Below are 26,900 nucleotides of genomic sequence, written 5' to 3'. Positions count from 1 at the left end.
GCCGCTTCGCTCAGGATGACACTTTTTGCCTAAGGCTGGCGGTTGTTGCTTGGGTGCTTGGGGGATGGGCGGTGTGACAGGTCTGCGGACCTGGCACTGTTCGTGTGGAGAGCGTTTTTAGTGAAGGTGGAGAGAGATCTCCACCTTCTGGTGGAAGACGCATGTGTTGCCTCGCCTTAGAGTGGTTCGCTCAGGACAGATGAATAGAGTTTTCGTTTTGCGGCAAGAGGATCGCCGAGAGACCGCTCGTGACGAGGAAAGCATGATGAAAACACATGTACGCAGGAACGGCATGGCCACGATGCTGCTGGTGGCCGCAATTTTTGGAGGACAGAGACTGTCGGGGCAGGGATGCGTTGCAGCGCACTCGAATCAGCGCGCGATGGATGAGCTGGTGAGGGCGTGGGATGGAGGGACGAAGTATGGATGGTCGATTCACAACCTGACCGTGGATATCGGGTATCGGTTCTTCAACTCGAACAAGTACTTCATCGGGGATGAAGAGATCGCAAGGGCGAACGCGATTCGCAATCATCAGAACATCTTCGATGTCGGGGTGGAGTACCGGTTTACACCGCAGTGGAGCTTTATCGCGGACGTTCCGGTGTTCGACGGCACGCGCAACCAGCTGTATCCGCCGTCGGGGATCTTCCAGGTGAGCGGGGTTGGCGATATCACGCTGGGAGCGCAGCGCTGGATCTTCCGCCCACCGACGGAGTTTGGAGGCGATATTGCGGTGAGCGCCTCGGTGAAGATTCCGACGGGCATCAACAATGCGACGGGGTCGGCTCTTTATAAGGGGAAGACGGTCAAGGCGACCGCCGACCAGTCTATGCAGCCGGGCGATGGAGGATGGGGCCTGCTGCTTGCCACGCAAGGATATAAGTCCCTGTGGAAGAGCGCGGACCTGTATGGGCAGGCGCAGTACCTGTTCAACCCGCGGGATACGAACGGCGTCGTTACGTTCAGGAGTCAGCCGGGACAGGGTGTGATGTCGGTCACAGACCAGTACCTGTACCGGATGGGGATCTCACAGGGGCTGCCGAAGCTGAAGGGAGTCGCGTTGAGTCTTGGAGCGAGAGGAGAGGGTGTGCCGGTGCGCGATCTGATGGGTGGAAGCAACGGGTTCCGCAGACCGGGAAGTGTGATCTCGCTCGATCCAGGGCTGATGGTGAACGTGCGCCGCACGACGCTCTCGGTGAACGGGCCGTGGGCCCTGCGGAGAGACAGGCCTCCGAGTGTGCCGGAGATCAAGTACGGCACGACGAACGGCGATGCGTTCTTCGCGGATTACACGGTCCTTATTGGAGTTTCGCACCACTTCTGATTCTTGAAGACAAGTCAGCCGGATCGGGAGTCTGGCTTAGCGATCTGCCGTCCCCTGGGGAGCTAGACGGCAGATCGCTCTCTCTTTAAGCGCAAAAGCAGGGGTCGTTAACCGCCCGGATTCCCCGCCCTTTAACGCTTACGTAATGGTCATGTAGGATGCTTGGGCTTTATGACCAGACAATTTTTAGGTGGCGTAATTCTTTGCGTGAGCTCTGTCGCGGCGATGGAGGCACAGGGGCCAGTGGCGAATCCTTACATGCAGTTGATGGATAAGGCGTGGGCGCATGCGAAGGCGCACGGAGCGGGGAAGCCGGTGCTTTCTCCCGTGGATGCGACGGTCCTGAGTGGTGAGGTTCCGTTGAAGGAGCTGCAGGCGCAGGGCTTCAAGGTCGTTCCGTGGACGACGAACGATCCGGAGAAGATGCGGACCGAGATCCGGATGGGGGTGGACGGCCTGATTACGGACGGCCGGATCTGCTGCAGCAGGTGCTGGGTGAAGAGCGCGCGGCGGCGAAGTCGGACGAGGACCGCGAGCGGCTGGCGAAGTTCGATGTGACGGCGCATCGTGGAGGCCGGGGATTGAGGCCGGAGAATACGCTGCCGTCGTTCGAGAGCGGACTGGACCAGCTGGTGACGACGCTCGAGACAGATACGGGAGTGACGACGGATGGCGTTTCGCTGATCTGGCACGACCAGTTTTTGAGCCCGGAGAGCTGCAGGCGAGCGGACGGCAAGCCGTACACGATGGAGAATCGTGTGTTCACGAAGGACATCTCGAGCACGGAGGCCCAGAAGACGTTTATCTGCGACAAGGTCCACTTTGGACAGGAGCAGAAGAACGACCTTTCGCTTTCGCCCGTTGCGGTGGCGTTTGCAAAAAAAGAAGGGTTGATGAGCCCTTATGTTCCGACGTACGCGGGGCAGCTGTTCCAATTTGTGAACTTCTACGTGGAGTACTACCGGACGGGCGCAGGGAAGAACGATCCCCACGCGAAGGAGCGGGCGGAGAACGCAGCGCGGGTGCGCTTCAACATTGAGACGAAGATCATGCCTGAAGGGATTCCGGGCGATGACGGTCACAAGAATCACACGGTAGGGCCGCAGGCGTTTGTAGACGCGCTGTGCGGGGCGATCGAAAAAGCCGAGATGGTCGAGAGGGCAGAGGTGCAGAGCTTCGACTTTCGAACCCTGATTCTGATTGAAGAGCAACATCCGAAGATTCCGACGTACTACCTGACGGGGCCGACGAAAATGCTAACGAGCGCATGGGTCCCGGAGCAGTTGAGAGCGACGGCGGACGCACGCTGAACGAAGATCCGCCTCGCCATTTTTTCCTTTCAAGGAGCGCCCATGAAACGTTCTATTCACGATTCTGTCATCGTGCATATACAAAGCCCGTCTAGGGTTAGCGGTATGCGCAAAATCTTAAGTTTACTGACAACGGCACTGGTGTGCCTTGTATTGCTGCAGGGCAGAGCCCTTGCTCAGTACGAAAACGGCAGCATTGTAGGAACGGTCCACGATGGCTCCGGCGCGGTGGTTCCGGAAGCAACGGTAAAGGTCACAAATATTGCGACGGGTGTTGTCAGTACGCGGCAGACGAACGAGAGCGGAGACTATGAGGTTCCGGCGCTGCGTGTGGGGCAGTACAACGTCGAGGTAAGCAAGGCGGGATTCGCTCCGACGCGTGCGACGGATATTACGGTCTCGGTTGCAGCGCGCCAGAGAATCGACCTGACGCTGCAGATCGGGGAGACGAGCACGACGGTAGAGGTTTCGGGTGTTTCGCTGCAGGTGGAGACGGACACCAGCCAGCGCGGACAGATTGTGACGCAGTACCAGACGGCGGCGCTTCCGCTGGTGAGCCGTAACTACTCGGACCTGATTGGGCTGACGACGGGTGTGCGGCAGACGACCGGTTCGATGTCGACCGCATCGAACACGGGCCTGCTGCGCGAGGGTTCGTTCAACGTGAACGGCCAGCGCTCGATCTTCAATAACTTCCTGCTGGACGGCATGGACAACAATGCGTACGGCGAGTCGAACCAGGGATTCTCGAACCAGATTATCCAGCCGGCACCGGATTCGATTGCGCAGTTCCAGGTGGTGACGAACAACGAGACCGCGGAGTATGGGCGTGCCTCAGGCGCGGTGGTAAACGTGGCGTTCGCGCAGGGCGGCAACCAGTTCCACGGGCGCGTATATGAGTTCCTCCGCAACACGGATCTGAATGCAACGGGTTTCTTCCGTCCACCGGGAGGGCAGAAGCCGGCGTATAACCGCAACCAGTTCGGCGGCAACTTCAACGGGCCGATCGTGAAGGACCACCTGTTCTTCTTCCTGGACTACGAGGGGTTCCGGCAGTCGCGTAAGCAGATCTCTTCGGCGACGCTGCCGACTCCGAACCAGCTTGCGGGCAAGTTCAGCAAGACGGTGTATGACCCGTATGACGGGACACCGTATGCTGCAGGCACGTCGATTCTGAACTCGACGCATATCTCGCCGTCGGCTTTGAAGATTGCGTCCCTGATTGCGCAGCAGGGGCCGACCTCGGCGACGCAGAACAACTTTACGACGTTGCAGCGGTCGAACAACTTCTCGGATAAGGGCGACCTTCGGCTGGATTGGGCGCTGAACCAGAAGAACTCGTTTTTTCTGCGCGTCTCGGACCTGAAGCAGAACGCGACGGACTTCCCGGTCTTCGGGCTTCCGCTGGATGGAAATTCAAACGGCAAGCAGAGAATTCTGGACCAGCAGATTGCGCTGGGCTATACGCGTGTGATCGGTTCGAACCAGCTGCTGGATGCGCGCCTGGGACTGTCGCGCACGAAGGCGGGTAAGTTCTCGCTTTCGATCGGCCAGGATGCCGGTCTGGTCTTCCCCGGTCTGCCGACCGATCCTACGGTGGCGGGCGGCATCCCGGGCATCGGCATTACAGGATTTTCGGCGCTGGGACGCCAGACGACGAATCCTCAGTTCCAGAATCCTGCGATCCTCGATCCGAAGGTCAACTACTCGTGGGTGATCAAGAACCATTCGATCAAGGCAGGCTACGAGTACCAGCAGATCTGGATGGCAGTGCAGGATACGAATCCGCTGTACGGCGGCTTCACCTTCGCGGGTGGTTACAGCCGCAAGTACGCGAATGGCACGACGGCGGAGACCTCGACGAGCGACAACACGTTCGCCGACTTTCTGTGGGGAGCTTCGAGTGCTTACTCGCTGTCCTCTTACTTCGTGGCACACCTGCGGAATCGTTCGAACTTCGGATATATACAGGATGACTGGAAGGTCTCTCCCAAGCTGACGTTGAACATGGGATTGCGTTACGAGTACACGACGCCTTATTGGGAGCAGAAGAATCAGCAGTCGAACTTCGATCCGTCGCTGGCGGCATCGAATCCGCTAGGTGCGATGGTTCCGGTAACTGCGACTGGAAACAAGTATGGCTATGAGCCAGATCGCAACGACTTTGCGCCACGCTTCGGTTTCGCCTATGCTCCGGATGACAAGACCGCGATCCGCGGTGGCTACGGTATCAGCTACTCGCACTATGACCGGGCGGGTTCCGGCAATATCCTCGCGATCAATCCGCCGGAGGCGTTATTCGTGACGGTGACCCAGAAGCCTGCACTGGCAGGCGGCACGGGAACCTACACGACCATCGACCAGGGCTTCCCGAAGAGCACGCTGACCTTCGACCCGAAGACAGACAACGTGGCTTATATTGACTCGAATCGGTATCGCGACAGCTACGTGCACAACTACTACCTGGATGTGCAGCGCACGGTGGCGAAGAACATTCTGTTCGACGTGGCCTATGTGGGGAACCACGGGTTGAAGCTGCTGCAGTTTGCCAACTACAACCAGGCCGATCCGAACGTGATTGTGAATAAGACCTTCGCGCGTCCTATCCCGACGTACGGAGACATCACGATTGCTCTGCACGAGGCCTACTCGAACTACAACTCGCTACAGGTGCGTTATGAGCAGCGCATGGTGGCTGGTCTGACGCTGCTGAACTCGTTTACGTGGTCGCACGCGATGGACAATGCGGGTGCGTCGCTTGAGGCAAATACGCCGTCGATGCAGGATTACCGCAATCCAGCGGCGGACTACAGCCAGTCGGAGTACAACCAGCCGGTGATCAATACAACGTCGCTGGTGTATGAGCTTCCCTTTGGCCGCGGACGACACTATATGGATACGGGTGGCATCCTGAACCAGGTTCTGGGACAGTGGCAGGTCTCGGCAGTGAACCAGGCGACGTCTGGCTTCCCGTACCAGATCAACTACACGCCTCCGACCGCGAATCAGGTATCGGGCATCTCGGCGAGCTACCGTGGGTCGAACCTGTATCGTCCGAATCGGGTTGGGGGTGTGAAGCTGAACACGCTGGATAAGTCGAAGGCGACTGCGAACGCGCTGCAGTACATCAATGTTGCCGCGGTCTCGATTCCGACGAGCCCGAACAGCACGGTCAACGGTGTACCGGTCAGCCCGTTCGGAAACATGTCGCGGAATCCGGGTCGCAGCCCGATGTTCAACTCGCTGAATATCGCCTTCAATAAACGCTTCGACACTCCGATGGAGCGTTTGAAGGTGGAGTTCCGCGGTGAGCTGTATAACGCCTTCAACCACACGAACTTTACGACGCCGGGCGGCGGTATCTCGGTGTCTTCGTCGGGTGCGCTGACGGGTGGAACGATTACGAATACGTTCGATCCGCGCATCATCCAGTTCGGCGCGAAGGTGCTGTTCTAGAGAAATCATGCTGCTGGAATGCCGGTCGCCTGCGATAGGGCGACCGGCATTTTCTTTTGAGGCGCATGGTTGGTGTAGCTTGAATCCCAAGCCTCAGGAAGAACGGGCGGAGGGGGCAGTGCTTTGATCACAAGCGCAAGGCGTCCATGCGATGAGGGCATTATCCTCTCCGGTGGCTGCCGGGATACGACGCAGCGGAATGGGAGCTGGGTGCTGGCCGCGACCGTGCTGGGATCAAGCATGGAGTTTATCGACGGCACGGTCGTCAACGTAGCTCTTCCTGCGCTGCAGCACGGATTGCGAGCGACGGGATCGCAGGTGCAGTGGGTGGTCGAGGCCTATGCATTGTTTCTTGCGGCGCTGCTGCTCGTGGGTGGAGCTCTGGGCGACCGGCTGGGGTTGCGACGAGTGTTCCTCGCCGGCGTAGTCCTGTTTGCTGCGGCATCGATCTGGTGCGGATTTGCGCCGAGCATCGGTTCATTGATTGCAGGGCGCGCGTTGCAGGGAATCGGCGGAGCGATGCTGGTACCGAACAGTCTTGCCCTGATCAGTGCTTACTTTCCTGTTGAGGAGCGTGGCCGAGCTATCGGGACCTGGTCGGGATTCGCGGCGATGATGACGGCGATGGGGCCGGTCGCAGGAGGCCTGCTGGTGGAACATGGGTCGTGGCGGTGGGTCTTTTTCATCAATGGCCCACTGGCGATGATCGCGGTATGGATTCTGCTCCGCCACGTACCAGAGATCAACGACAGCAGACGTGAAGAGACAGGCGGAATGGACTGGAGGGGAGCGCTGCTTTTGACGAGCGGCCTGGCCGGCGTGACCTTTGCACTGATTGAAGGACCGTCCTTTGGACGCGTGGTGTGGCTGGCCGGTGTTGCGGGCCTGCTGCTGCTGGGCATCGCGTTTTTTGTAGAGGAGCGTACATCGAGTCCGCTGGTTCCTATGACATTGTTCCGCAGCCGTGAGTTCGCGGGGGCCAACCTGTTGACCTTTTGTTTGTATGCGGCGCTTGGCGGCGCCCTGTTTTACCTGCCTCTGAACCTGATCCAGATACAGGGGTACAGTCCGGCGCATGCGGGGGCGGCGCTGCTCCCGATGGTGTTGTTGATGTTTCTTTTGTCGCGGTGGTCAGGTGGGCTGATCGCACGCTATGGAGCGCGCGGGCCGCTTGTGATCGGCCCGCTGATGGCAGCGGCGGGCTACATGTTGCTGGCGCGTCCAGGTGTAGGAGGGAGCTACTGGACAACTTACTTTCCGGCGGTGCTGGTCCTTGGGCTGGGAATGGCGGTAAGCGTTGCGCCATTGACGACCGTCGTTATGAGCTCCGTCGAGGAGTCACGCGTGGGTGCGGCTTCCGGGGTGAACAACGCAGTTTCGCAGGTGGCATCTCTGCTGGCGCTCGCGGTTCTGGCGCCGCTTTTCTTCCATACTTTCGCAGGGTCCCTGATTCATCGACTGGCGAAAGCTCCCATCTCAGAAAAGACGCTGCGAGCGACGATCGACCAGCGAAACAAGCTGGGAGCGATAGAGACGGGAGATCCCTATGCGCGGCATGCTGTGGATGAGGCCTTTGTCAGGGCCTTCAGAGTCGTAGCTTTGCTGGCCTCCGGCCTGGCGGTAGCAGCTTCTGCGAGCGCGGCAATGACGATGAAGGCGCGATCCTCAACCTCATAACTAGTGGGTCTCGCGGTTGCTGATGGAGACACGGAAAGGCGGCTTTGTGGCCTCTGCGGGAGCCTGCGTGTAGGTCTCGGACGTACGGGCGGGATCGTAGCCGCGCCAGAGCCAGGTCATCTCCTCAGGGAACTCCGCTGCGCCTTCGCCGGGGCTGTGCGGACCGACGCCGAAGCTGAAGTGTGAGTCGTAGCCTTTGAGCTTGAGGGCGTTGGCCATGCGGATGTTGGCGAGAGGCCAGCTACCGTAGCGGGGGTTCTCCTGATCATTGGCTCCGTCCTGGAGCCAGACGCGGATATTGCGGTGCGGCTCGCGAAGAATCTTCTCAGGGTAGTCCTGTCCGCCGTCGGCCACGCTGGGGTCTTCGTGCCACTGGATGGCGGTGAAGCTGCCGATCCAGGAGATGACGCGGCTGAACTCGTCGGGCATCTGCCAGGCGGCGTTGAACGAGGTGATGCCGCCGGAAGACATTCCGGTGATGGCGTGGCTGTAGGCGTCTTTGCGGAGGTTGTACTTCTTGGCGACTTCAGGAATCAGCTCGTCGCGCAGGAAGCGGGCGTAACGATCGGAGACTGTGTCGTACTCGGTCGAACGCATGGAGTCTTTGAGGGTGCGGGACCACTTCTTCGAGTAGGCATCGACAAACTTGTAGGTGGGGGAGCCGGGTGCGCCGGAGATGTCGCCGGGATCGGTGAAGATGGCGATCATGACGGGGATCTTGTGTTGCGCGATGAGGTTGTCGAGGACGTTGAGGGCCGGGTGGCTGCCCTTGCGGTCGATGTATCCTCCGCCGTCGTTGAAGACCATGACCGCCGCAGGCGTTTTGGGATCGTACTGGGCGGGCACGTAGATCCAGTAGTTGCTGGTCATGCCGTCGTAGATGTGGCTGGTGAGGGTGAGTCTTTCAGACAGCTTGCCCTCGGGTACTCCGGGCTGTTGGAGGGAGCCGCCGGTCAGGGGAGGTGCGGCGGGCGCTGGGCCGGAGTAGTTCTGCGCGGAGGCGGGTAGCACGGCGAGCGAGAGGGCGAGCAGCAGGGCGGTCTTCATGGCGCAACCACTATAACGTGGCGCAAGCCTTCTACAATTCAAGAGATGGCTTTGAAGTTCGAGATCAGCAATACCGCCGAGAGCGGTGGCCGCAGGGGCGTGCTTACGCTTCCGCATGGAGCGGTGCAGACGCCGGTTTTTATGCCGGTGGGGACGGCGGCGAGCGTCAAGACGGTCGAGCAGGGTGTGCTGGAGCGGATCGGTCCGCCTCAAAGCGATGGACAGCCCCGGGGAGCCGAGATCATCCTCGCCAATACGTATCACCTCTACCTGAGGCCGGGGCATGAGTTGATAGCGCGAATGGGCGGTGTGCATCGATTTATGAGCTGGCAGAGGCCGATGCTGACGGATTCGGGCGGGTTCCAGGTGTTCAGCTTGAGCAGTCTGCGCAAGGTGACTCCAGATGGCGTTGAGTTTCGATCGCATCTGGATGGGTCGAAGCATTTCTTCTCGCCGGAGCACTCGATGGATGTGCAGATCGCGCTGGGCGCGGATATTGCGATGGTCTTCGACGAGTGCGTGGAGACCCCGGCAAGCTGGGAGCGTACCAAGGAGTCGATGAGCCTGACGCACGCCTGGGCGCAACGCTCGAAGGACCACTTCGAAGCGAACAGGCACAAGGTTCCGTGGCATGAGGAGTTTGGAGGTGCGACCCAGAACCTGTTCGGCATTGTGCAGGGCGGCATGTACGTCGATCTGCGCAAGGAGTCGGCGGAGCACCTGGTCGAGATGGATCTTCCCGGTTATGCGATTGGGGGTCTGGCTGTAGGCGAGCCGCGAGAGGTGACGCGCGAGATGATTGCGCGAACGCTGGAATGGCTGCCGCAGGACAAGCCCCGTTACGTAATGGGGGTGGGGTATCCGGACGAGATTGAAGAGTACGCGAAGATGGGCGTGGACATGATGGATTGCGTTCTGCCGACGCGTGCGGGGCGGCACGGCCTGCTGTTTACGCGTGCGGAAGATGGCAGCGTTGTTCGCATGAACATCAAGCGCAAGGAGTACGCCGAGGACCAGGGGCCGATTGACGCGGCGTGCGGATGCATGGTGTGCGCACGGTATACGCGGGCGTATCTGCGGCATCTGTTTGTCGCGGGAGAGCCCCTGGGGCTGACCTTAAACTCGATCCATAATCTTCACTTCTATCTGGCGACGATGGACAGGGTTCGGGCAGAGCTGGCGAAGTAGTTCGTTTCTAGCAGTTCTTCCTACCGAAAAGAGAAGTGGCCGGATCGAAATGATCCGGCCATTTCTTTTCGAAGAAAGAGATGGTCCATGCTGGTCATGGAAATACACCAGCAGACTTGAAGAACTGATAGTCTTCCCACTGCCTTGTGTCCTTCAGCCAATCCTCAGTCTGGGAAGGCGTATCGTGCCGAGCGAAGGGTTGACTCGAATCAGCGATGGCGTAGGTGGTGGCAGCGGTTGTAGCTACGCCCTGATTCAGATCGGCCTGATCGACGGAGTCGAACGAGTCAGACGCCTTGTGGTGCAGCTTGAAGTATTTATCGACGTCGTTCCACAGGACGAGAGTGGGGACGCCGAGGAGGTCGAAGGAGATGTGGTCCGTCTGAAAGAGGAACTCGACGGAGGGTGTGGTGTCGTTGGAGCCGAGGCCAGCGAGGAGCGGCTCCACATCTTTCAATGCATCTTTCTCGTCGTCCCGGCCCATGAGGTACCAGCCCTTTGCCCGTTGTGCTCCGGTGTCGGAGATCAGGACGCAGTCGATGGAGGCCATATCGGCACGGTGCTCGCGGACGTAAGCGGTGGAACCGAGGATTCCTTGTTCTTCTCCGCCGAATAGAACGAATCTGATGGTGCGCCGGGGCGGGTGGCCGCTGATCTTGATGGCACGCGCGACGTCGATTGCCGTGGCGACGCCGGTGCCGTTGTCCTGGGCTCCGGTCGCGGGGTGCCAGGAGTCGAGATGGGCGCCCACTATGACGACTTCGTTTGGGAGATCCCGTCCGGGGATTTCAGCGATGACGTTGTCGACTTTGACGTTCTTGCGGATTCGATTCTTGAAGGAGAATTCGACCGTTACCGGCCCGTGGTCGAGCATGCGGCGGATGAGCGAGGTATCTTCGCGACCTACCTGGGCGATAGGGAAGTGTGAGATGCTTCCGTCGAAGGTGAGAGCGGTCGCCGACTCTGTTCCGTTAGGGCCTCCCACCAGAAGGAGCGCCTTAGGCCCGATCTTGGCGAGGTGGTCCAAGGCCTGCAGGATCTGGCTGAAGGCAGACTGATCGCCGAGGCTCTTGTCATCCATCAGGACAATGCTTCCGGCTAGCTTGTCCTTCTGAGCTTCGATGCCATCGCTGGTCAGGTGCTGAAGATAGACGACGTTGCCCTTGACGCCTCCAGAAGGAGTCGAGGGGCTCCAGCCCAGGGAGTAGATGTGCAACTCCTGGAGGCGTGGAGAGGTGATGCGACCTACGGCTGGGGTCTCAGGCTCCCAGGTCGAGGGGATGGTGAAGCCCTCAGTGTGAACATTGGCGAGGCCAAGCTCGCGGAACTTCTCTTCGGCCCAGGAGACGGCGTGTACGTAGTTTTCCGATCCGGTGAGGCGAGGGCCGACGGTATCTGCAAGCTGACGGTCGTACTCGTACGCCTGCCCGTTGACCATGATGTCCCCAACGATTCCGGCGACGGCAGAACGTGTCTGCGGGGCGACCGGCATCTGTGCAAAGGCAGGTGCGGCGAGCACTGGGACGAGGAGAGGGAGGAGAAGTCGGCGCATTTTCTGAACCTACCATACCAATGACGCGTTCGTAGATCACGAGAAACCAGGCCTTGGGCAGTGAGACCGGAGCTAGTCGAGCATGCGTTTTGACAGCTCGTCGAGTACGCCTTCCGGTCTCTCCTCGCACAGGCCGGTATGGACTGGCGAGACCTGGATGATGGTGCTCCGAGGAGAGACCAGCCAGTGGAAGCGTTCTCGCAACGAGAGCCGCGCGATGGGGCCTGCGGCGATATCTCCGGCAGCGACCCGGGGAATTGCCTCAAGATGGCGGCGGACGAGATCAAGCTGAATCTGCGGCCAGAGCGCCTTGAGACGAACCTCATCGATCTTGACGCGTGCCCCGAGAAACTTGTGCTCGAGGCAGAAGACGATAACGCCAGCGTTGATAAATTCGCCACGTTCGACGCGAGGAACAACGCGAACGATGGCGTAATCAAAAGAGCTCGGCACGGGCACGTTCGGCCTCCTCTCGAAACTTTTCCGCCACTTTGAGTCGTCGCGCAAAGAAGTCGGCATAGACCTTTCGCTTTTGCGCGGCGCTGATGCCCTCGTGATCGCGCATGAGCCATTTGTCAGGTACTGCTTCAAGGATGGCGGCGATCTTCTCCGGCATCATCAGCAAACGTGCGCGTTCTTCTGCCTGCCTGAGTGCCGTGGCCCAGGGCAGGAGGATATGGTGCTTCGACTCGCGGAAGGGGGATTCGGCGCGCTCGAGCATTGTCTCCCAGTCGTGATGGACATAGAGCGCGGCCCCGTGATCGATGAAGTACAGTTCACGATGCCAGCAGAGGAGGTTGGCATTGCGCGGTGTGCGGTCGACATTCATCACAAAGGCGTCGAACCAGACTGCCATCGAAGCGATCTCGGGATCGGCCGTGTCGTTCGCCGCGGGATCGAACATGGTGGAACCGGGAAGATAATCGAGTGCAAGGTTGAGACCGATGCTGGCTTTGAGCAGCTCGCGGATCTCCTGGTCAGGCTCGTTGCGTCCGAGAGCGGCATCGACTTCAATGAAGACAAGCTCAGGGACATTCAGGCCAAGCTCCCGCCCGATCTCTCCTGCGATGAGCTCCGCCACAAGCGCAAGAGGACCTTGTCCAGCTCCGCGAAACTTCAGGACATACAGACCGAGATCATCGGCGGCGACGATGGCCGGCAGGCTGCCTCCCTCTCGAAGAGCCGTGACATACTGTGTCGCCCGCACTGTTCTCAGCTGCATGTCACTAAGAATAGCTGCAACCGAGGGGATAGCTGCAACCGAGAAGATGCCGCAAGTGAGAGTATCGGCGACGAGCTGGGCGATCACTCACCTTTCGCCGGATGATTGCGGCTAGCTGTAACGAACTCTTCGTTGATCCAAAGCTTTAAGGCATTCAGGTTCTGCGGGCGGCCGAGGAAGTCCCTCACCAGCTCTGCCGCTGGCTTGGCTGCCCCTGGCTCGAGGATGGTACGGCGGTAGCGCAGCGCGGTTGGGCCCTGCAACAGGTGAGCTCGATCGAACTGGGAGAAGAAATCAACCGCGATCACCTTATCCAGAACGTAGGTGTAGTAGTTCGATGAGTAGCCGGTCAGATGCGTGAAGCTTGTGTACATTCGGTCTCCGTCGACGAAGGTGAAGTGTGAGAAGCGTTGCGCATCCTGTCGGAGAAGAGCGTCGAAGTTGATCTGCTCCGGTGCCCGGTCGTGCACTTGGAGAGAGTAGGTTGAGTAAAAGAGCTGAGCCTGCGTCCAACGTCCGCGGCCATAGGCGTCCGCGGCGTTCATTCTTGCGATGAGGGCTGCGGGGATGGTCTCGCCGGTCTTGTAGTGTTTTGCGAACGAGGAGAGGATCCCTGGATCACGAAACATCTCTTCCAGCATCTGCGAGGGTGCTTCGACGAAGTCGCCCTCGACGTTGAATGCGCCGGCGTTCGACCACTCTCCCTGGCCACCGAGGATGTGGTGCATCAGGTGACCGAACTCGTGAAAGAAGGTAACGACCTCGCTGTATTCCATCAGGCCGGGATCGCCGGGGACTCCACCGGAGAAGTTACAGATGAGAGCGCCTTCGGGGAGCTGCCTTCCCCGGATTCCAGGGACGATCGGAGCGGAGGAGAACCACTTGTCCTTGCCATCGCGGGGATGCATGTCGAGGTAGATTCTGCCGAGCTTTCTCTGGTCACTGCCGACATCGTTGTACACGTCGAAGACGGAGACGGATGGATCCCATGTCTTTGCATCCGGGATTGGCCGAAACTGGACGTGGAACAGGCTGGCGGCCGTCTTCAGAATTCCCGCCTGAACCTCGTCGTAGGGGAAGTAGGGACGAACGCTCTGTGCATCGAAGTTATACTTCGCGCGGCGGTACTGCTCAGACCAATAGCTGGCGTCGGAGGCCGGGATGCCGGTGAGCCCAGGTTTCTGCTGTTTTGCATAGGCAAGCAGCAGGTTGAATTCTTTATCTGCCGCTCCCCTTGAGGCCTCGTCAACCTCGCTGAGAAACGTCTTCAGGTTCGCGGCAGAACCCATCATCTGGTCTGCCATTGCGAGATCCGCGAAGGTCTTGTAGCCCAGTGTCGTTGCAAGCTCCTGCCGAGCCTCAAGTACGTCTTTGAGGACTGCGACATTCTTTGGATAGGCTCGCTGGTTGTAAGCGAGATACATCCTGAGGCGGAGACCGGTGTCGGCGGCGAAGTTCATGACCGGAGTGCTGTCGGGCGAGTCGGTGGTGAGGGTGTAGGTGCCGTCGGCGGCCGGTTTATGACGCGCGATATAGTCTTCCGGCAGTCCCTTCAACTCGGCAGGAGAGGCGGTTACTGTGAGCTTGCCATCGGCGACGTTGCGACCGAACGTGAGGGTAGCGTCGGTAATTCTGTCCTGAAGTTTGCGAATCTTCGCGCGGGTGGCGTCGTCCTTATCGACGCCTGCAAGGCGGTACTCGAGCAGTGCTCGCTCGAGATAGTGCTTTGTCGCAGGAGCGGTGGACGGCAGGGGAACCGCGGCGAGCGCGCGATAGACCTCCTGATTGAGATTGAGATCGGTCGTCGCGGAGGAGATCCTCGAGACGAGTTCCTGCCCCTTGTCGCGAAGGGAAGCGGAGTCGCCAACCGAGTACATTAGATAGGCTTCATTCCCTGCCAGCGAAAGCTCGTTGAGGGCGTCATCGTAGGGGCGGACGGTGTTGTCGATGGTGCGCTCGCCCTTGACCGCAATCAGCTTCTGAATGTCAGCTTTCTCGGCAGCCAGTCTCTCCTGGACCCACGTTTCGAGCAGAGCCGGCTTCGCTCCTGTTGTCCAGGCGTGCAAGGGATCTTCGGCGGCATTCGCTGTGAAAGATCCCAGCGCAAGCACTGCACAAATGGAGTACTGCATCCACCCAAACCGAACAAGCGTCATAAAGCCTCCTGAAGAAGGGGACAAAGAAAAGGCAAGAAGGATAAAGTTGTACCGGCGCGTAGTTCTAACGCAAGCGTACAGCCTTCACGATAAAGGATTTTACTCATGGCCTCATCTGCAGATCTTGCCCGCGTCATTCACCAGGAGGCGGAGCTTCGGCTTCCCAAGTTCGATTACGAGGACGCGTGGCGTCTGGGAACACTCATCAGGGACCTTGCAATTGCTCGCAAGCACTCTCTCGTCATTGATATCCGCCGTTTCGGCCAGCCCATCCAGCCGCTCTTTTATGCGGCACTGGCGGGTACAACGCCGGATAATTCCCGCTGGGTGCAGCGAAAAGCCAATGTCGTTGCGCGGTTCCATCGCAGCAGTTATCAGCTGGGACTGTACCTGGCGCAGAGCAACATCTCCTTCCGCGAGAAGTACTCTCTCGATGAGGCGGACTATGCGACTCACGGCGGCAGCTTTCCCCTGCATGTGGCGAATGCGGGAGTGATTGGAGCAGTCACCGTCTCAGGTCTTCCGCAGCGCGAAGATCACAACCTGGTTGTCGAAGGGCTGGTGCGCTTCCTCGGCCGCGATCCGGACGAGCTGCGGCTTCCGTAGTTCGGAGATGGCCTGGGAATATTAACGGCCGATTTAAAGAAGTTGATAAAGGATAAATCTGCTGGCTCATTTAGCTGCGGAGAGCGGCTTGCTTATCTTCTCGAGTGACTGTCCTTCGGCAGCGACGCCAATCTTCGTCTCTGTGATTGAGGCAACGATCATGAAGAGTGCGGCAGCGAGATATCCGTACAGGAGATTCCTGCGCGAGCCTGACTGTATCAACGATCCGAAGAGTGCAGGCGCGCCTACTCCACCGATAAGGGTGCCGATTGCATAGAAGATGCTGATGGCCATAGCCCTCACCTCGAGGGGGAAGACCTCGCTGACTGTCAGGTAAGCTGCGCTTGCCGCTGACGAGGCGACGAAGAAGATTGCCGTCCAGCATACCGTCTGGGTGACGGATGTAAGGATCCCAGCAGCGAACATAGCTCCTGTAATAACAAGCAGAATCCCGCTGAGCGCGTAAGTCAGAGCGATCATCTTCTTTCGTCCCACCGTGTCGAAGAGATGGCCAATCAGGATTGGACCGAGCACATTGCCGAGGGCGAAGGGAAAGATGTAATAGCCTGCCTTGACCGGGGGAATGTTGTAGAAGCGTTCCAGCACAAGAGCGTAGGTGAAGAAGATGGCGTTGTAGAAGAATGCCTGGGCTGCCATCAAAACGAGGCCGAGGAGCGAGCGACTGCGATTCTCGCCCATCATCGCGCCCCATATCTCCCCGAGAGGCGTATGCGTGCGGGTATGGATCTCGACTGCATCCTCCCCCGGGTTGGGAAGTTTTTTTCGAGTCTCTTTGGCGACAATCTGCTCTACGTCACCTACGATCTTTTCGCCCTCATCGTTTCTGCCGTGGATGACGAGCCAGCGTGGGCTTTCGGGAACGAAGTGCCGCAAGAATAGGATGATGGTGCCGAGAACTACGCCGATACCGAAGGCGAACCGCCAGGCCAGGTTAGGTGGGACGAGGTGGCCGTTCAGCAGTATGACCGTCATGCCCGCGCCCAGAGCAGCTCCAAGCCAGTAAGTGGAGTTGATGATGAGGTCAACGCGCCCACGAAGCCGTGCCGGAATCAGCTCGTCGATGGCTGAGTTGATCGCAGCGTATTCTCCCCCAATCCCCAATCCTGTGATGAAGCGAAAGATGGAGTAGCTGGCGAAGTTCCATGAGAGCGCAGTTGCGCCGGTGGCAAGCAGATAGACAAGCAGCGTGAGAGTGAAGAGCTTCTTGCGACCCAGACGATCAGTCGCCCAGCCGAAGAAGAGAGCGCCGACGACTGCCCCTACCAGATAAAAGGTCGCGGACTGACCCACCTGGGAGTCGTTCATATGCAGTGCTTGTTTGAGAACTCCTCCGATGGTTCCCGCGAGAGTGACCTCAAGGCCGTCGAGCACCCAGGTGATTCCTAGCCCGGTGACGATGAGCCAATGCCATCGCGACCAAGGTAGTCGATCGAGCCGCGCCGGGATACATGTCTGGATAACCTGCCCACCCATGGCATGGTGAGATGCGTCTGAAGGGATCAGGTTGCGTCGTATATCTCAACAGAAACCGCAGTGCCCGGGTGATCTGAAGCGATCTTGGGAAAGGCACGATTTTCTTAGGGAATCTTTCGCTCAACAGGTCTACCTGCAGCGTGTGGGGGCATCTTACGTGGTGGACCCAGATTGAAGCGAACGAGTCGCCGTCTCGGTCCAGATGCTATTCCGCACGACAACAGCAAAAGCAGGAATGGCGTCCTCCATAGGTTAGCCGCGACCTTTCCCGGAAGGGTTGCGGCTCTTTGCAGGGCTACGCGTTGGACCCTGCGTGCTCGACCTTCCACTTCTTCGCCTCTGCGGACTGCAGCCACTGTCCCGCGATCTGGCGAGTGGGAACGTTCAACCGATTCCATAGATTGATTACGGCGATGTTCAGGGTCAGGCTGGCCATGGCTTTCGGGCCGTAGTGCTGAGCCGCCTCGAACCACACTTCGTCAGGAACAGGGTCCGGCCGGTCGGCCAGCCGGGTTGCTGCCTCCGCCAATGCAAGTGCCGCTCGCTCCGCTGGAGTGAAATAAGGAGCATCCCTCCACGCACCAACAGCGATAAGGCGCTCGTCTGTCTCGCCAATCTGCCGTAGAGTGCGGGCGTGCATATCCACACAGACACTGCAGCCGTTTATCTGGCTTACACGCAGATAGACGAGGTTCAGGGTCTGTGCGGGTACCCCATGGTCCTGTTTGGCCGCAGCGCCAAGTGCCAGCAGAGCCTGCATGGCTTCAGGCAGAAGGTTAGCGGGATTTGCAATTCTCGGTTCCATAGTTCGGTCCTCCTTGAGAAGCAGGTTGTTGACAGAGGCATTGCTCGTCGTCGACGGGATCTCACGCCTGGTTGTCACACTCGGCGGAATCTGTTCGTCATCACCATGACGGAGCTGATCGCACGAATGTGACAGTGGGGAGAAGGAGACGGAAAGATGAGGAAGAATGTATATCGGATGACGACAGGCATAGTGGCATTGGCGCTATTAGCAGGCGGAATCGCTGATGCGATTCACATACGTCCTGTTGCCGAGGCAATCAAGCGGATCGGATACCCCGTCTATCTGCTGACTATTCTGGGGTGCTGGAAGATCCTCGGTGCGACAGCGCTGGTATGGCCTGGTCTGCCAAGGCTCAAGGAGTGGGCGTATGCAGGGGTATTCTTCCTGATGACAGCGGCCGCAATCTCCCACGCAGTATGCGGTGAGAAGGTGTACGTTATCGCTCCCGTTTCTCTGGCCGCCCTTGGGCTCATCTCCTGGTGGCTGCGTCCGCCCGTCATTCTTCAGACGAGCGTTTAGCTGGAGCTTACGAGCAGCCAGGGGTTCTGGTTGATATTCGACTTCCGGCGGTTATGACTCAGCTATTCCCACGAAGGAGCAGAACAGGTGCAGGGACAGGATTGGCTGGCTGAACGATTTGAGCAGAACAGAGGTCATCTGCGGGGAGTGGCGTTTCGCATGCTGGGTTCGCTGTCGGAGGCTGATGATGCTGTGCAGGAGGCATGGCTGCGCCTGAGTGGTTCGGATGCTGACGCGATTGACAATCTGGGTGGGTGGCTGACCACGGTAGTGAGTCGCGTCTGTCTGGATATGTTGCGATCAAGAAAGTCGCGCCGCGAAGACTCCATGGAGATGCAGCCCGGGGAGCCGGCAACCATGCCGGAGGGCCGGTCGGATCCGGAACGCGAGGCGATTCTGGCAGACTCCGTGGGGGTGGCGCTGCTCGTTGTTCTGGATCGTCTGAATCCCGCGGAGCGCCTGGCATTCGTTCTGCATGATCTTTTCGGGATCTCCTTCGATGAGATCGCAGGGATCCTGGGTCGTTCGGCCATCTCAGCCCGACAGCTCGCCAGCCGAGCAAGGCGGCGGGTTCAGGGTGCGCCGATGATGGCAGCGGAGGAGACGAGCGGGCAGCATAATCTGATGAATCGATTTTTGGCTGCCTTGAGAGCAGGGGATGTTCAGGGGCTGGTTGCGGTGCTCGATCCTGAGTTCGTGATCCATATCGACGAGGCTTCGTTGCAGCCAGGCGGGCAGAGAGAGGTGCGGGGTCCGGAGACATGGGCGAAGCAGGCTGTTGTGTTCGCCAGAGGAGCGCGCTTTATAGAAGCGGTCCTTGTGGACGGCGTTCCGGGTGCTCTTCTGGCCCCTTACGGGCGCTTGATGCGGGTGCTGCGCTTCACCTTTGCCGGAGAGAAGATAGCAGAGATCGAAGTGATCGGAGAGCCACAGCATTTAGAAAAACTTGAGCTGGCGACGATGATCAGCGAGCAGGCGAGGGATTCTTTACGCGAGTAAAGTGGATCTGTCCGTCTTTGCGTACTTCGAGTATGGAGGTTCCGGAACTATGTGCCGGAATATAAAAACGCTGTTCAACTTTGATCCTCCGGTGACGAGCGCTGAGGTGCACGATGCATCCCTGCAGTTCGTCAGAAAGATCACAGGCTTCAACAAACCTTCCAAGCCGAACGAGGAGGCGTTTCAGCATGCGGTGGAGACGATTGCGGCCATCTCGATGGAGCTTCTGAACTCACTGGAGACGGCTGCGAGCCCAAAGAACCGGGAGGAAGAAGCCGCTAAGGCCAAGGCGAAAGCTACGCTGCGCTTTCAAAGTTGACGTCCTGAGCAGGCTGCGGTTCGCTTACTGTTGCCTGTCGGCTTCAGCGATGGCGATCTCTGCACGATCCTTGCGGAAGAAGTCGTTGATCTCGTTGTAAGGAGTGATGTGATCGAGCGCTGTCAGCGTGTGGTCACGAGCGATGCCCGTGGCTGCGGCTATGAATCCCGTCCAGGCCGCACGGGCGAGTGCAGATCCTGTGCTGACTCGGCGGACCCCGAGTTGTTGAAGCTGATCGAGTGAGAGAGGAGAGCTGGAGCTGATGAGCACGTTGACCGGCAGCGGGTTAGCGATTTTGACGATGGCTTCGATCTCAGGGCGCGTCAGGGCTCCGGGGGCATAAAGCACGTCGGCTCCAGCGACAGCATAGGCCTCCAGCCGACGCAGGACCTCACGAAGCGGCTCGGGATGCCCGGTGAGAAAGGCCTCGGAGCGAGCGGTGAGCAGAGCTCCAGAGTTTCCGATAGCTTCGCGGGCTGCGCGAATACGGTCGGTGGCAAGAGGGAGATCGTAAAGAGGACGGGAGACATCGCCGGTGGCGTCTTCGATCGAAAGACCCGCCACACCCGTGTTCACACAGAGCCGCACGTTTTCCGCAACCTCGTTGGCAGAGTGTGCATAACCCGACTCGAAGTCAGCAGTCACAGGTAGATCCACGGCCGAGACGATGGAGCGAATGTGCTCAAGGGCGGAGTCGCGGGGAACAGCCCAGTCGGCATCCGGAAGACCGTGAGAGAAGGCAAATCCTGAGCTGGTAGTGGCCAGAGCTTTGAAACCCAGCGACCGAAGGTAGCGGGCGGTTCCGACATCCCAGGGGTTGGGGATGACGAAAAACCCGGACTCGTGCAGGGTGCGGAAGGCGGCGCGGCGGCTGGCGAAGCGGTCTGGGGCAGCAGAGGATGGCGACGGCATAGATGGCCTCCGGTTATGTGACGCCGCACTGCCGGAAGTGACTCATTATTTTGGAATTAGGACTATTTGTGTCTTATTGGATGAGGAAGAGGCGGACCGCCATTAGGATGCCCACAACGGCCAGGGCGGAGGCCAGAGCTACACCCATCCTCGAGATTCTTCCGGGGATCCACTCCCCCTGCCTGAGAGCCCGGATAGTTTTCGAGTAATCGAGCATTCCCAGCAGATTGACCAGAACACCGAGGGAAATAAGCGAGATTCCGCTGAAGGTTGAGCCAGGAAAGTTCGCCTGTGCACCAAGGCCGGTGAGGTGGGTCTCACGGATGAATAGACCAAATCGGGCGATGGCGAAGCCAAGGCCCATGAGGGCGAGTCCGGTTCGGATCCACGCGAGGAGAGTGCGTTCCGCGGCAAAGTAGACGCGCGGATCTTTCTCCGGGGAGCCTGGCGCAGGAGCTTCGGCCATGAGTCAGATTATAGATGGGCCTTTCGGCTCTCGACCGCCTCAGCAGGGAGGGCATAGACTTCGGCTGGAGGGTGATCGTGATTCGTTTTCCACTACTTGCAGGTTGTCTTCTAAGTCTCGGCGCTCCGGCATGTGCGCAGATTCCGAATCGTGCCTGGGAGCACCAGCCCGTGAAGTGGTCAGAATCTGGAGATTCCCTTACCGAGACGGTTCCGTCCGGAACGGACTATTGGCGGGTGACGCATTACGGGTTTATTCGCGATAACGGTCCTTTCCGGTATCAGGAGCAGAGTGGGGATTTCGAGGCGAAGGTCCGGATCTCGGGGGAGTATCGCGAGCTTTATCATCAGGCGGGCCTGATGATCCGAATCGATGAAAAGAACTGGATTAAAACGGGGATCGAGTTTGTAAACGGGAAGCAGAACATCAGCGCCGTTGTGACCCGCGAAGTTTCGGACTGGTCGGTGATCCCGCGCTCAGACAGCCCAAAATCGATATGGCTGAGGCTGCAGCGGCATAAGGACGCGGTGCGAATCGACTATTCGTTGAACAACGCGACCTGGACGATGCTGAGGCTGGCCTATTTTCCGCCGGATGTGCCCGTAAAGGTTGGTATGGTCGCAGCGGCACCGGGCAAACAGGACTTCCAGGTAAGGTTCGACCACTTCTCGGTAGGTCCGCTGACGTCGTTGGGCAACGAGGAATAGCGTCCTACGATCAGCGTAGAGCATATCTTCCAACCCGCCAGCCCAGCGCATGCTACTGCAACCAACACCACAAAATGTGGGATTTCTGGACTTCGGCCCTCCGGGGCATCGCTCGAGCGACGCAGCTTCTGATGGAAGGTTGTTTCGCTGGGTTTCCGAGTTTGTGTGAGAAGGGAGAGTACCGCTATTTCGGACACGAGAAAGCCGGTTTTCTTGACATCGGGGAGGGCGAACGGCGATGCTTAGGGGCTAGGCACTCAATTTTCGACCACTGCGCGGGATAGCCTCTCCAGGGGTCCTGTGGTTGTTTGCGTGGCGGGTGCCTGCCTAACAAGGGATTGGAGTTTCGAGGATGTTAGCAATCTGGTTGCAGAGCTCAACGAGCGGCCTGGGAAGTTTGTCGGGTTTGGCTCTGCCGATTCTGTTTTTCGTCGTTCTGTATTTTCTGATGATCGTTCCCAATCAGAGGAAGCAGAAAAAATGGCAGGCGATGTTGGACCAGATCAAGTCCGGAGACCGCGTGACGACCAACGGCGGAATTCGCGGCACGGTGCTGACGGTCAAAGATGATTCACTGATTCTGCGGGTCCAGCCGGATGGCGTAAAGCTGGAGTTTGTAAAGAGCGCGATCGCCGCTGTGACGACCGACGAGCCTGCAGCTTAGGGCTGCACGCAACCGAAAGAGATTCGAAGGAAGAGCGCGGACGCGGCCTCGCTACGAAGCGAGAAGGATGCCGCAGACGCTGTGTAAAGAGAGATCATGGGAAAGAATCTGGCCAGCAAGACGGCTTTCATAATCGCGGTGCTTTTGGTCTTCTGCTACGGCATTGTGGGCATCCCGCATGGCGGCTTGAAAGAATCGATCGCGCGACGCATCAACCTGGGTCTGGACCTCAAGGGCGGAATTCACCTTGTGCTCGAGGTTCACGTCAACGAAGCAGTCGCCTCCGCTGTCGACCGTGATGCTGTCAGGCTGCAGACCGACCTGCAAGCAGCGGGCATCCCCGGCGCGACGGCAGGCCGTACCGATCCTTCTCGTCCACAGACGATCGTGGTCTCCGGCATTCCTGCGGGGAAGGCAAGCGATGCGCGAGGCGTCTTCAACGGCGTGAACTACAACACCTATGACGTGGCGACCGGGCCGGACGGAACGATGACCCTGACGATGAAAGAAGCGGCAGTCCGCGATCTTTCCAATCGGACGGTCGAGACTTCCATCGAGACGATTCGCGAGCGCGTCGATAAGCTGGGCGTGACCGAGCCAGTCATTCAGAAGTACGGTCTGGGCGACAATCAGATCCTCGTTGAGCTTCCCGGTGTGAGCGATCCCGGTCGCGTCGAGGACATTATCCAGTCGACAGCGAAGCTTGAGATTCATGCAGTTGCGGGCGGCCCTTTCGCATCGGAGCAGGAGGCCCTGCAGTCCACCGGTGGCGTCGTTCCGCCCGACTCCGTCCTGATGCACGGATCGTCGTCAGTGGGAGCTCCGGATCAGGTATGGCTGCTAAAGCGCGTTAGTGAGGTTGAAGGTACAGACTTCCGCGACGCACAGCCCTCGACGGACCAGAACGGCCGACCGAACATCACCTTCACTTTGACGACCGAGGCTGGCGACCGCTTCTACAAGTACACCAGCGAGCACAGTTCAACGAGTTCAACGCCGGGTTCGATGGCGATTGTGCTGGATAACAAGGTAAAAGAAGTTGCCAGCATCAACTCGGCGATTCGCGACCGTGGCGAGATTGAAGGCGGATTTACGAAGCAGCAGGCCGCCGATCTTTCACTGATGCTGAGGACGGGCGCTCTGCCGGCGACGATCTCTTTCCTTGAGACCAGAACGGTCGGTCCGAGCCTGGGCGCGGCTTCGATTCGCCAGGGCGTGATCGCTGCTGTGGTTGGCCTGTTGGCCGTGATGGCGTTCATGCTTGTCTACTATCGCGGGGCCGGAATCAACGCCTGCTTGGCGCTTATCCTGAACCTTGTGATTCTGCTCGGATTTATGGGCTTTGCTGGATCGGTGCTGACGCTTCCGGGAATCGCCGGTGTCATTCTGACCATCGGTATGGGCGTGGACTCCAACGTGCTGATCTTCGAGAGAATCCGGGAAGAGATGCGCGCCGGAAAGTCTGCCGCGATATCAGTGCAACAGGGATTTGCTCATGCCTGGATCACGATTATCGATACGCACGTAACGACCATCGTTTCGGCGCTGATCCTCTTCTTGTTTGGAACCGGACCGGTGCGTGGCTTTGCGGTCACCCTGGCCTTCGGCCTTCTGGCCAACCTGTTTACCGCGGTCTTCGTCTCGCGCGTCATCTTCGACTCGCACCTGAAGAACAAGGAACGCGGAGCAGCGATTTCGATCTAGCCTGAACTTTTGCGATTGCGGGGCCATGGAGCCGCCGCCCGAGGATGTAAGAGCGTGGAATTATTTGGTAGCACCAACATCGATTGGCTGGGGAAAAAGTGGTATTTCCTCGGATTTTCTCTGATCTTCTCTGTGGCCGGAGTGCTGAGCATGCTGTTCTGGCATGGCATTCCGAAGGGCGTCGACTTCACCGGCGGAACCCAGATCCGTGTGGCTTTCGATCAGGCACCGAACGAAGATCATATCCGGCAGGCGATGAACAAAGCCGGGGTTCACGATGCCCGTATCCAGCGCGTCAGCGATCCCAGTGGTCATGCAGCTAATAAGGTTATTATTGCCCTGCCTATCTCGTCGGCCACGGATCAGGCCCATGACGCCGGACGGCAAGCCGTAGAGAATGCACTCGCGGCGAATTATCACGACTCCAGGGCCACCGTGGAACAGGTTGAGATCGTTGGCCCCACGGCCGGAAAACAGCTGCAGAATCAGGCGCTGCTGGCAACGCTCTATTCGCTGCTCGGCATGCTTATCTATCTCTGGTTCCGATTCGAATTGATCTATGGCGTGGCTGCGGTTGTAGCTGTCTTTCATGACACCCTGATCACGATTGGAGCTTTCAGCCTGACGAATCAGGAGATTACGCTGACGGTGATCGCCGCAATCCTGACGCTGATCGGCTACTCGATGAACGACACGATCGTAGTCTTCGATCGCATACGTGAAAATCTGGCGGTATCTCGTCGCGAATCACTTGCCGACGTTGTTAACCGATCGATCAATCAGACCCTTAGCCGAACCGTTCTAACCTCTGGTCTAACGTTCCTTACGGTGCTGAGTCTTTATCTGTTCGGTGGCGAGGTGCTCCACGGGTTTTCGTTCGCTCTGGTGGTCGGAATTCTGATCGGAACGTATTCGTCAATCGCGGTAGCTGCCCCGATGCTGGTGGCTTACCAGGAGTGGCGCGGCAAGCGGGGTAAGGTCGCCACTCTGCCTACGGGCAAGCGAGTAAAGGCCTGAAGAAAAGTTGCGCATAATTCAAAATTTAAGCTCCGCTCCGGGAACAAACGTAAAAGGCGTGGTGTCTAAGATCAAATAGCTCTTCTCCGCGAGGCTGGATATGTTTGAAGATTCATTGATGGAGTCCGGCGGCAAGATCAAGACCAAGTCCAAGTACTGGATGATCGGTACCTTTATTTTCAACGGTGCGATCCTTGGAACCCTGATTCTGATCCCGCTGCTGTATCCTGAGGCTCTGCCGAAGACGGCGATGACCGCCATGCTTACGGCGCCGCCCCCACCGCCGCCGCCTCCACCCCCGCCGCCACCGGCGCAGGTGGTCAAGCCGATCAAGATGGTCTCGGAGATTGACCAGGGCTTGCATGCCCCGACCAAGATTCCTAAAGACATCAAGATGCTGAAGGAAGAGGCCGCGCCTCCGCCGCAGATGGCTGGTGTTGCCGGTATGAGCGGTATGGGTTCTGGTTCGGGTGTTCCTGGTGGCGTTATGGGCGGCATCGGTAGCGCGCCCGCTCCCACTGTGAAGGTTGAAAAGCCCAAAGGTCCGGTCCGCGTCTCCAGCGGTGTGGTTGCCGGTATGGCGCTCTCTCAGCCGAAGCCGGTTTACCCTCCAATTGCAAAGGCAGCGCATGTTTCCGGAGCGGTTGTGTTGCACGCCTTGATCTCCAAGCAGGGAACGATTCAGAACCTTCAGGTTGTCAGTGGTCCCGAGATGCTGCGTGCAGCCGCTCTCGATGCCGTCCGCAACTGGAGGTACAAGCCCTACGTTCTGAATGGGGAGGCAACTGAAGTCGAGACCACGATTACGGTCAACTTCAACTTCGGCGGCTAGCTCTCTCATGCGGGGCGCCTGCGGTTCGGGCGTTCCCAAGCTGACAACGAATTTACTCGCAAGCCCCTCACTCTTTTGGGGAGTTTCCGAGTCAGAAATACGAAGCTTAGAGTTTCCAATCAGGAGGAATATTCTGTGATTCTCGCTCATCTCGCAAACATGGCTCATGTCCCCACTTCGCTCGCGCTGTTCTTCCAGGAGGCTCAGGTAGGATTTAGCCCCCTGCAGCTCTGGGGCAACATGGGTAATCTGGCCCGTGCAGTCGTCATCATTCTGTTCATCATGTCGATCTGGTCGCTGGCTGTGATCATCGACCGTGCCCTGTACTTCTCGGCAGCTCGTAAGCAGTCCCGTGAGTTCGCTCCGAAGGTAGCCGGAGCTCTAAAGGACGGACGTCTGGACGAGGCAATCAAGGTTGCTGACCGCTCCAAGAAGTCGCACCTCGCCGAGGTTGTTACCGCTGGTCTGCAGGAGTTCCGCAGCTTCGGTTCCGGCGGCGCCATCACCGAAGAGCAGATCGAGAGCTCCAAGCGCGCTCTTGAGCGTTCCGAGGCGATCGTTCATGCCAAGCTGAAGCGTGGTCTTGGCGGCCTGGCCACCATTGGTTCCACCGCACCGTTTATCGGCCTGTTCGGAACCGTCGTCGGTATCTTGAACGCGTTCCAGCAGATCGCAACACAGAAGACCTCCGGTATCGGCGCAGTCGCCGGTGGTATCTCGGAAGCTCTGGTGACAACCGCTTTCGGTCTTCTCGTGGCTATCCCGGCGGTTATGACTTTCAACTACTTCACCGGCAAGGTTGAAGCCTTCGACGTAGAGATGGACAACAGCTCCTCGGAACTGGTTGACTACTTCATCAAGCAGAGCCACCGGTAAATCCGGACTCCCTTCGGGGGGTGACAGCTCGAAAACATCCTG

At 58.7% G+C, this 26,900-nt stretch carries 25 protein-coding genes; 16 read left to right on the top strand and 9 right to left on the bottom strand.

Translation table 11 applies throughout. The annotated features are described in order from the left end of the window. The first annotated feature begins 262 nt into the window (after positions 1–262). The 5 genes from JAO29_RS21130 (at position 263) to JAO29_RS21110 (ending at position 7,770) form a co-directional block, all read left to right on the top strand. A complete protein-coding gene (locus JAO29_RS21130) occupies positions 263–1,327 on the top strand; it encodes a hypothetical protein (RefSeq protein ID WP_334270260.1) in 1,065 nt (354 codons plus the stop codon). Between the two features lie 171 nt (positions 1,328–1,498). Beyond that, the gene (locus tag JAO29_RS21125) at positions 1,499–1,885 is read left to right on the top strand and encodes a glycerophosphodiester phosphodiesterase family protein (protein WP_334270259.1); all 387 of its coding nucleotides are present in this window, start codon (positions 1,499–1,501) and stop codon (positions 1,883–1,885) included. Then, positions 1,816–2,637 (top strand): glycerophosphodiester phosphodiesterase family protein, encoded by an 822-nt coding sequence (locus JAO29_RS21120; protein WP_334270258.1) that lies wholly within the window; start codon positions 1,816–1,818, stop codon positions 2,635–2,637. Before JAO29_RS21125 ends, JAO29_RS21120 begins: the two co-directional genes overlap by 70 nt. A gap of 105 nt (positions 2,638–2,742) precedes the next feature. Continuing rightward, complete coding sequence (locus tag JAO29_RS21115) at positions 2,743–6,093, top strand: TonB-dependent receptor (protein WP_334270257.1); 3,351 nt, start codon at positions 2,743–2,745, stop codon at positions 6,091–6,093. A 123-nt stretch (positions 6,094–6,216) separates the two neighbouring features. Further along, entirely contained in the window at positions 6,217–7,770 is a 1,554-nt protein-coding gene (locus JAO29_RS21110) for an MFS transporter (RefSeq protein WP_334270256.1), read from the top strand. On the opposite strand, the gene JAO29_RS21105 is transcribed toward JAO29_RS21110, so the two are convergent. Continuing rightward, a complete protein-coding gene (locus tag JAO29_RS21105; protein WP_334270255.1) occupies positions 7,771–8,817 on the bottom strand; it encodes an alpha/beta hydrolase in 1,047 nt (348 codons plus the stop codon). Positions 8,818–8,862: 45 nt separating this feature from the next. On the opposite strand from JAO29_RS21105, the gene tgt reads away from it, so the two are divergent. After that, positions 8,863–10,005, top strand: a complete 1,143-nt coding sequence (tgt, locus tag JAO29_RS21100; protein ID WP_334270254.1) for a tRNA guanosine(34) transglycosylase Tgt — start codon at positions 8,863–8,865, stop codon at positions 10,003–10,005. Positions 10,006–10,099: 94 nt separating this feature from the next. Here tgt and JAO29_RS21095 read toward each other — a convergent pair whose 3' ends face one another. From JAO29_RS21095 to JAO29_RS21080, 4 genes are all read right to left on the bottom strand, one after another. Beyond that, the gene (locus JAO29_RS21095; protein ID WP_334270253.1) at positions 10,100–11,557 is read right to left on the bottom strand and encodes a M20/M25/M40 family metallo-hydrolase; all 1,458 of its coding nucleotides are present in this window, start codon (positions 11,555–11,557) and stop codon (positions 10,100–10,102) included. A gap of 72 nt (positions 11,558–11,629) precedes the next feature. Then, the gene (locus JAO29_RS21090) at positions 11,630–12,010 is read right to left on the bottom strand and encodes a DUF3037 domain-containing protein (RefSeq protein WP_334270252.1); all 381 of its coding nucleotides are present in this window, start codon (positions 12,008–12,010) and stop codon (positions 11,630–11,632) included. Next, positions 11,994–12,866, bottom strand: a complete 873-nt coding sequence (locus tag JAO29_RS21085; protein ID WP_334270251.1) for a HipA family kinase — start codon at positions 12,864–12,866, stop codon at positions 11,994–11,996. Before JAO29_RS21085 ends, JAO29_RS21090 begins: the two co-directional genes overlap by 17 nt. Further along, a complete protein-coding gene (locus tag JAO29_RS21080; protein WP_334270250.1) occupies positions 12,863–14,935 on the bottom strand; it encodes a M3 family metallopeptidase in 2,073 nt (690 codons plus the stop codon). Before JAO29_RS21080 ends, JAO29_RS21085 begins: the two co-directional genes overlap by 4 nt. Positions 14,936–15,040: 105 nt before the next feature. Between JAO29_RS21080 and JAO29_RS21075 the strand changes: the two genes are divergently transcribed. After that, a complete protein-coding gene (locus JAO29_RS21075) occupies positions 15,041–15,541 on the top strand; it encodes a heme-degrading domain-containing protein (protein ID WP_334270249.1) in 501 nt (166 codons plus the stop codon). A 66-nt stretch (positions 15,542–15,607) separates the two neighbouring features. On the opposite strand, the gene JAO29_RS21070 is transcribed toward JAO29_RS21075, so the two are convergent. Together JAO29_RS21070 and JAO29_RS21065 are read right to left on the bottom strand one after the other, a co-directional pair. Further along, entirely contained in the window at positions 15,608–17,035 is a 1,428-nt protein-coding gene (locus JAO29_RS21070) for an MFS transporter (RefSeq protein ID WP_334270248.1), read from the bottom strand. A gap of 295 nt (positions 17,036–17,330) precedes the next feature. Next, positions 17,331–17,840 carry a carboxymuconolactone decarboxylase family protein gene (locus JAO29_RS21065; RefSeq protein ID WP_334270247.1) on the bottom strand — a complete coding sequence of 170 codons (510 nt, stop codon included), beginning with the start codon at positions 17,838–17,840 and terminating at the stop codon, positions 17,331–17,333. Positions 17,841–17,996: 156 nt separating this feature from the next. On the opposite strand from JAO29_RS21065, the gene JAO29_RS21060 reads away from it, so the two are divergent. The 3 genes from JAO29_RS21060 (at position 17,997) to JAO29_RS21050 (ending at position 19,680) form a co-directional block, all read left to right on the top strand. Then, entirely contained in the window at positions 17,997–18,362 is a 366-nt protein-coding gene (locus JAO29_RS21060) for a DoxX family protein (protein ID WP_334270246.1), read from the top strand. 87 nt (positions 18,363–18,449) lie between these two features. Next, complete coding sequence (locus JAO29_RS21055; protein WP_334270245.1) at positions 18,450–19,361, top strand: sigma-70 family RNA polymerase sigma factor; 912 nt, start codon at positions 18,450–18,452, stop codon at positions 19,359–19,361. A gap of 1 nt (position 19,362) precedes the next feature. Continuing rightward, positions 19,363–19,680: a DUF2277 domain-containing protein gene (locus JAO29_RS21050; protein WP_334270244.1), complete on the top strand. Its 318-nt coding sequence runs from the start codon at positions 19,363–19,365 to the stop codon at positions 19,678–19,680. Positions 19,681–19,704: 24 nt separating this feature from the next. Here the strand turns inward: JAO29_RS21050 and JAO29_RS21045 are convergent, their stop codons facing one another. Together JAO29_RS21045 and JAO29_RS21040 are read right to left on the bottom strand one after the other, a co-directional pair. After that, positions 19,705–20,592 carry an isocitrate lyase/PEP mutase family protein gene (locus tag JAO29_RS21045; RefSeq protein ID WP_334270243.1) on the bottom strand — a complete coding sequence of 296 codons (888 nt, stop codon included), beginning with the start codon at positions 20,590–20,592 and terminating at the stop codon, positions 19,705–19,707. A gap of 73 nt (positions 20,593–20,665) precedes the next feature. After that, on the bottom strand, positions 20,666–21,058 hold the full coding sequence (locus JAO29_RS21040; protein WP_334270242.1) for a YidH family protein: 393 nt from the start codon (positions 21,056–21,058) through the stop codon (positions 20,666–20,668). A gap of 77 nt (positions 21,059–21,135) precedes the next feature. On the opposite strand from JAO29_RS21040, the gene JAO29_RS21035 reads away from it, so the two are divergent. The 6 genes from JAO29_RS21035 (at position 21,136) to JAO29_RS21010 (ending at position 26,858) form a co-directional block, all read left to right on the top strand. Further along, entirely contained in the window at positions 21,136–21,765 is a 630-nt protein-coding gene (locus JAO29_RS21035) for a DUF1349 domain-containing protein (protein ID WP_334270241.1), read from the top strand. Between the two features lie 352 nt (positions 21,766–22,117). Continuing rightward, complete coding sequence (yajC, locus tag JAO29_RS21030; RefSeq protein ID WP_334270240.1) at positions 22,118–22,429, top strand: preprotein translocase subunit YajC; 312 nt, start codon at positions 22,118–22,120, stop codon at positions 22,427–22,429. A gap of 96 nt (positions 22,430–22,525) precedes the next feature. After that, positions 22,526–24,133 carry a protein translocase subunit SecD gene (gene secD / locus JAO29_RS21025; RefSeq protein ID WP_334270239.1) on the top strand — a complete coding sequence of 536 codons (1,608 nt, stop codon included), beginning with the start codon at positions 22,526–22,528 and terminating at the stop codon, positions 24,131–24,133. A 54-nt stretch (positions 24,134–24,187) separates the two neighbouring features. Beyond that, on the top strand, positions 24,188–25,150 hold the full coding sequence (secF, locus tag JAO29_RS21020) for a protein translocase subunit SecF (protein WP_334270238.1): 963 nt from the start codon (positions 24,188–24,190) through the stop codon (positions 25,148–25,150). Between the two features lie 100 nt (positions 25,151–25,250). After that, on the top strand, positions 25,251–25,982 hold the full coding sequence (locus JAO29_RS21015) for an energy transducer TonB (RefSeq protein WP_334270237.1): 732 nt from the start codon (positions 25,251–25,253) through the stop codon (positions 25,980–25,982). Between the two features lie 135 nt (positions 25,983–26,117). Continuing rightward, complete coding sequence (locus JAO29_RS21010) at positions 26,118–26,858, top strand: MotA/TolQ/ExbB proton channel family protein (protein WP_334270236.1); 741 nt, start codon at positions 26,118–26,120, stop codon at positions 26,856–26,858. Positions 26,859–26,900: the final 42 nt, after the last annotated feature.

The organism is Edaphobacter sp. HDX4 (assembly GCF_036877565.1).
GTDB lineage: Bacteria > Acidobacteriota > Terriglobia > Terriglobales > Acidobacteriaceae > Edaphobacter.
Note: the sequence above shows the minus strand (reverse complement) of the source record. Positions and strands in the feature narration are given on the sequence as shown.

Coding starts and splice junctions, on each gene's coding strand:
- JAO29_RS21130 (WP_334270260.1), top strand. CDS start 263: ATGATGAAAACACATGTACGCAGGAACGGCATGGCCACGATGCTGCTG.
- JAO29_RS21125 (WP_334270259.1), top strand. CDS start 1,499: ATGACCAGACAATTTTTAGGTGGCGTAATTCTTTGCGTGAGCTCTGTC.
- JAO29_RS21115 (WP_334270257.1), top strand. CDS start 2,743: ATGCGCAAAATCTTAAGTTTACTGACAACGGCACTGGTGTGCCTTGTA.
- JAO29_RS21105 (WP_334270255.1), bottom strand. CDS start 8,817: ATGAAGACCGCCCTGCTGCTCGCCCTCTCGCTCGCCGTGCTACCCGCC.
- tgt (WP_334270254.1), top strand. CDS start 8,863: ATGGCTTTGAAGTTCGAGATCAGCAATACCGCCGAGAGCGGTGGCCGC.
- JAO29_RS21095 (WP_334270253.1), bottom strand. CDS start 11,557: ATGCGCCGACTTCTCCTCCCTCTCCTCGTCCCAGTGCTCGCCGCACCT.
- JAO29_RS21080 (WP_334270250.1), bottom strand. CDS start 14,935: ATGACGCTTGTTCGGTTTGGGTGGATGCAGTACTCCATTTGTGCAGTG.
- JAO29_RS21075 (WP_334270249.1), top strand. CDS start 15,041: ATGGCCTCATCTGCAGATCTTGCCCGCGTCATTCACCAGGAGGCGGAG.
- JAO29_RS21070 (WP_334270248.1), bottom strand. CDS start 17,035: ATGGGTGGGCAGGTTATCCAGACATGTATCCCGGCGCGGCTCGATCGA.
- JAO29_RS21065 (WP_334270247.1), bottom strand. CDS start 17,840: ATGGAACCGAGAATTGCAAATCCCGCTAACCTTCTGCCTGAAGCCATG.
- JAO29_RS21060 (WP_334270246.1), top strand. CDS start 17,997: ATGAGGAAGAATGTATATCGGATGACGACAGGCATAGTGGCATTGGCG.
- JAO29_RS21045 (WP_334270243.1), bottom strand. CDS start 20,592: ATGCCGTCGCCATCCTCTGCTGCCCCAGACCGCTTCGCCAGCCGCCGC.
- JAO29_RS21040 (WP_334270242.1), bottom strand. CDS start 21,058: ATGGCCGAAGCTCCTGCGCCAGGCTCCCCGGAGAAAGATCCGCGCGTC.
- yajC (WP_334270240.1), top strand. CDS start 22,118: ATGTTAGCAATCTGGTTGCAGAGCTCAACGAGCGGCCTGGGAAGTTTG.
- secD (WP_334270239.1), top strand. CDS start 22,526: ATGGGAAAGAATCTGGCCAGCAAGACGGCTTTCATAATCGCGGTGCTT.
- JAO29_RS21015 (WP_334270237.1), top strand. CDS start 25,251: ATGTTTGAAGATTCATTGATGGAGTCCGGCGGCAAGATCAAGACCAAG.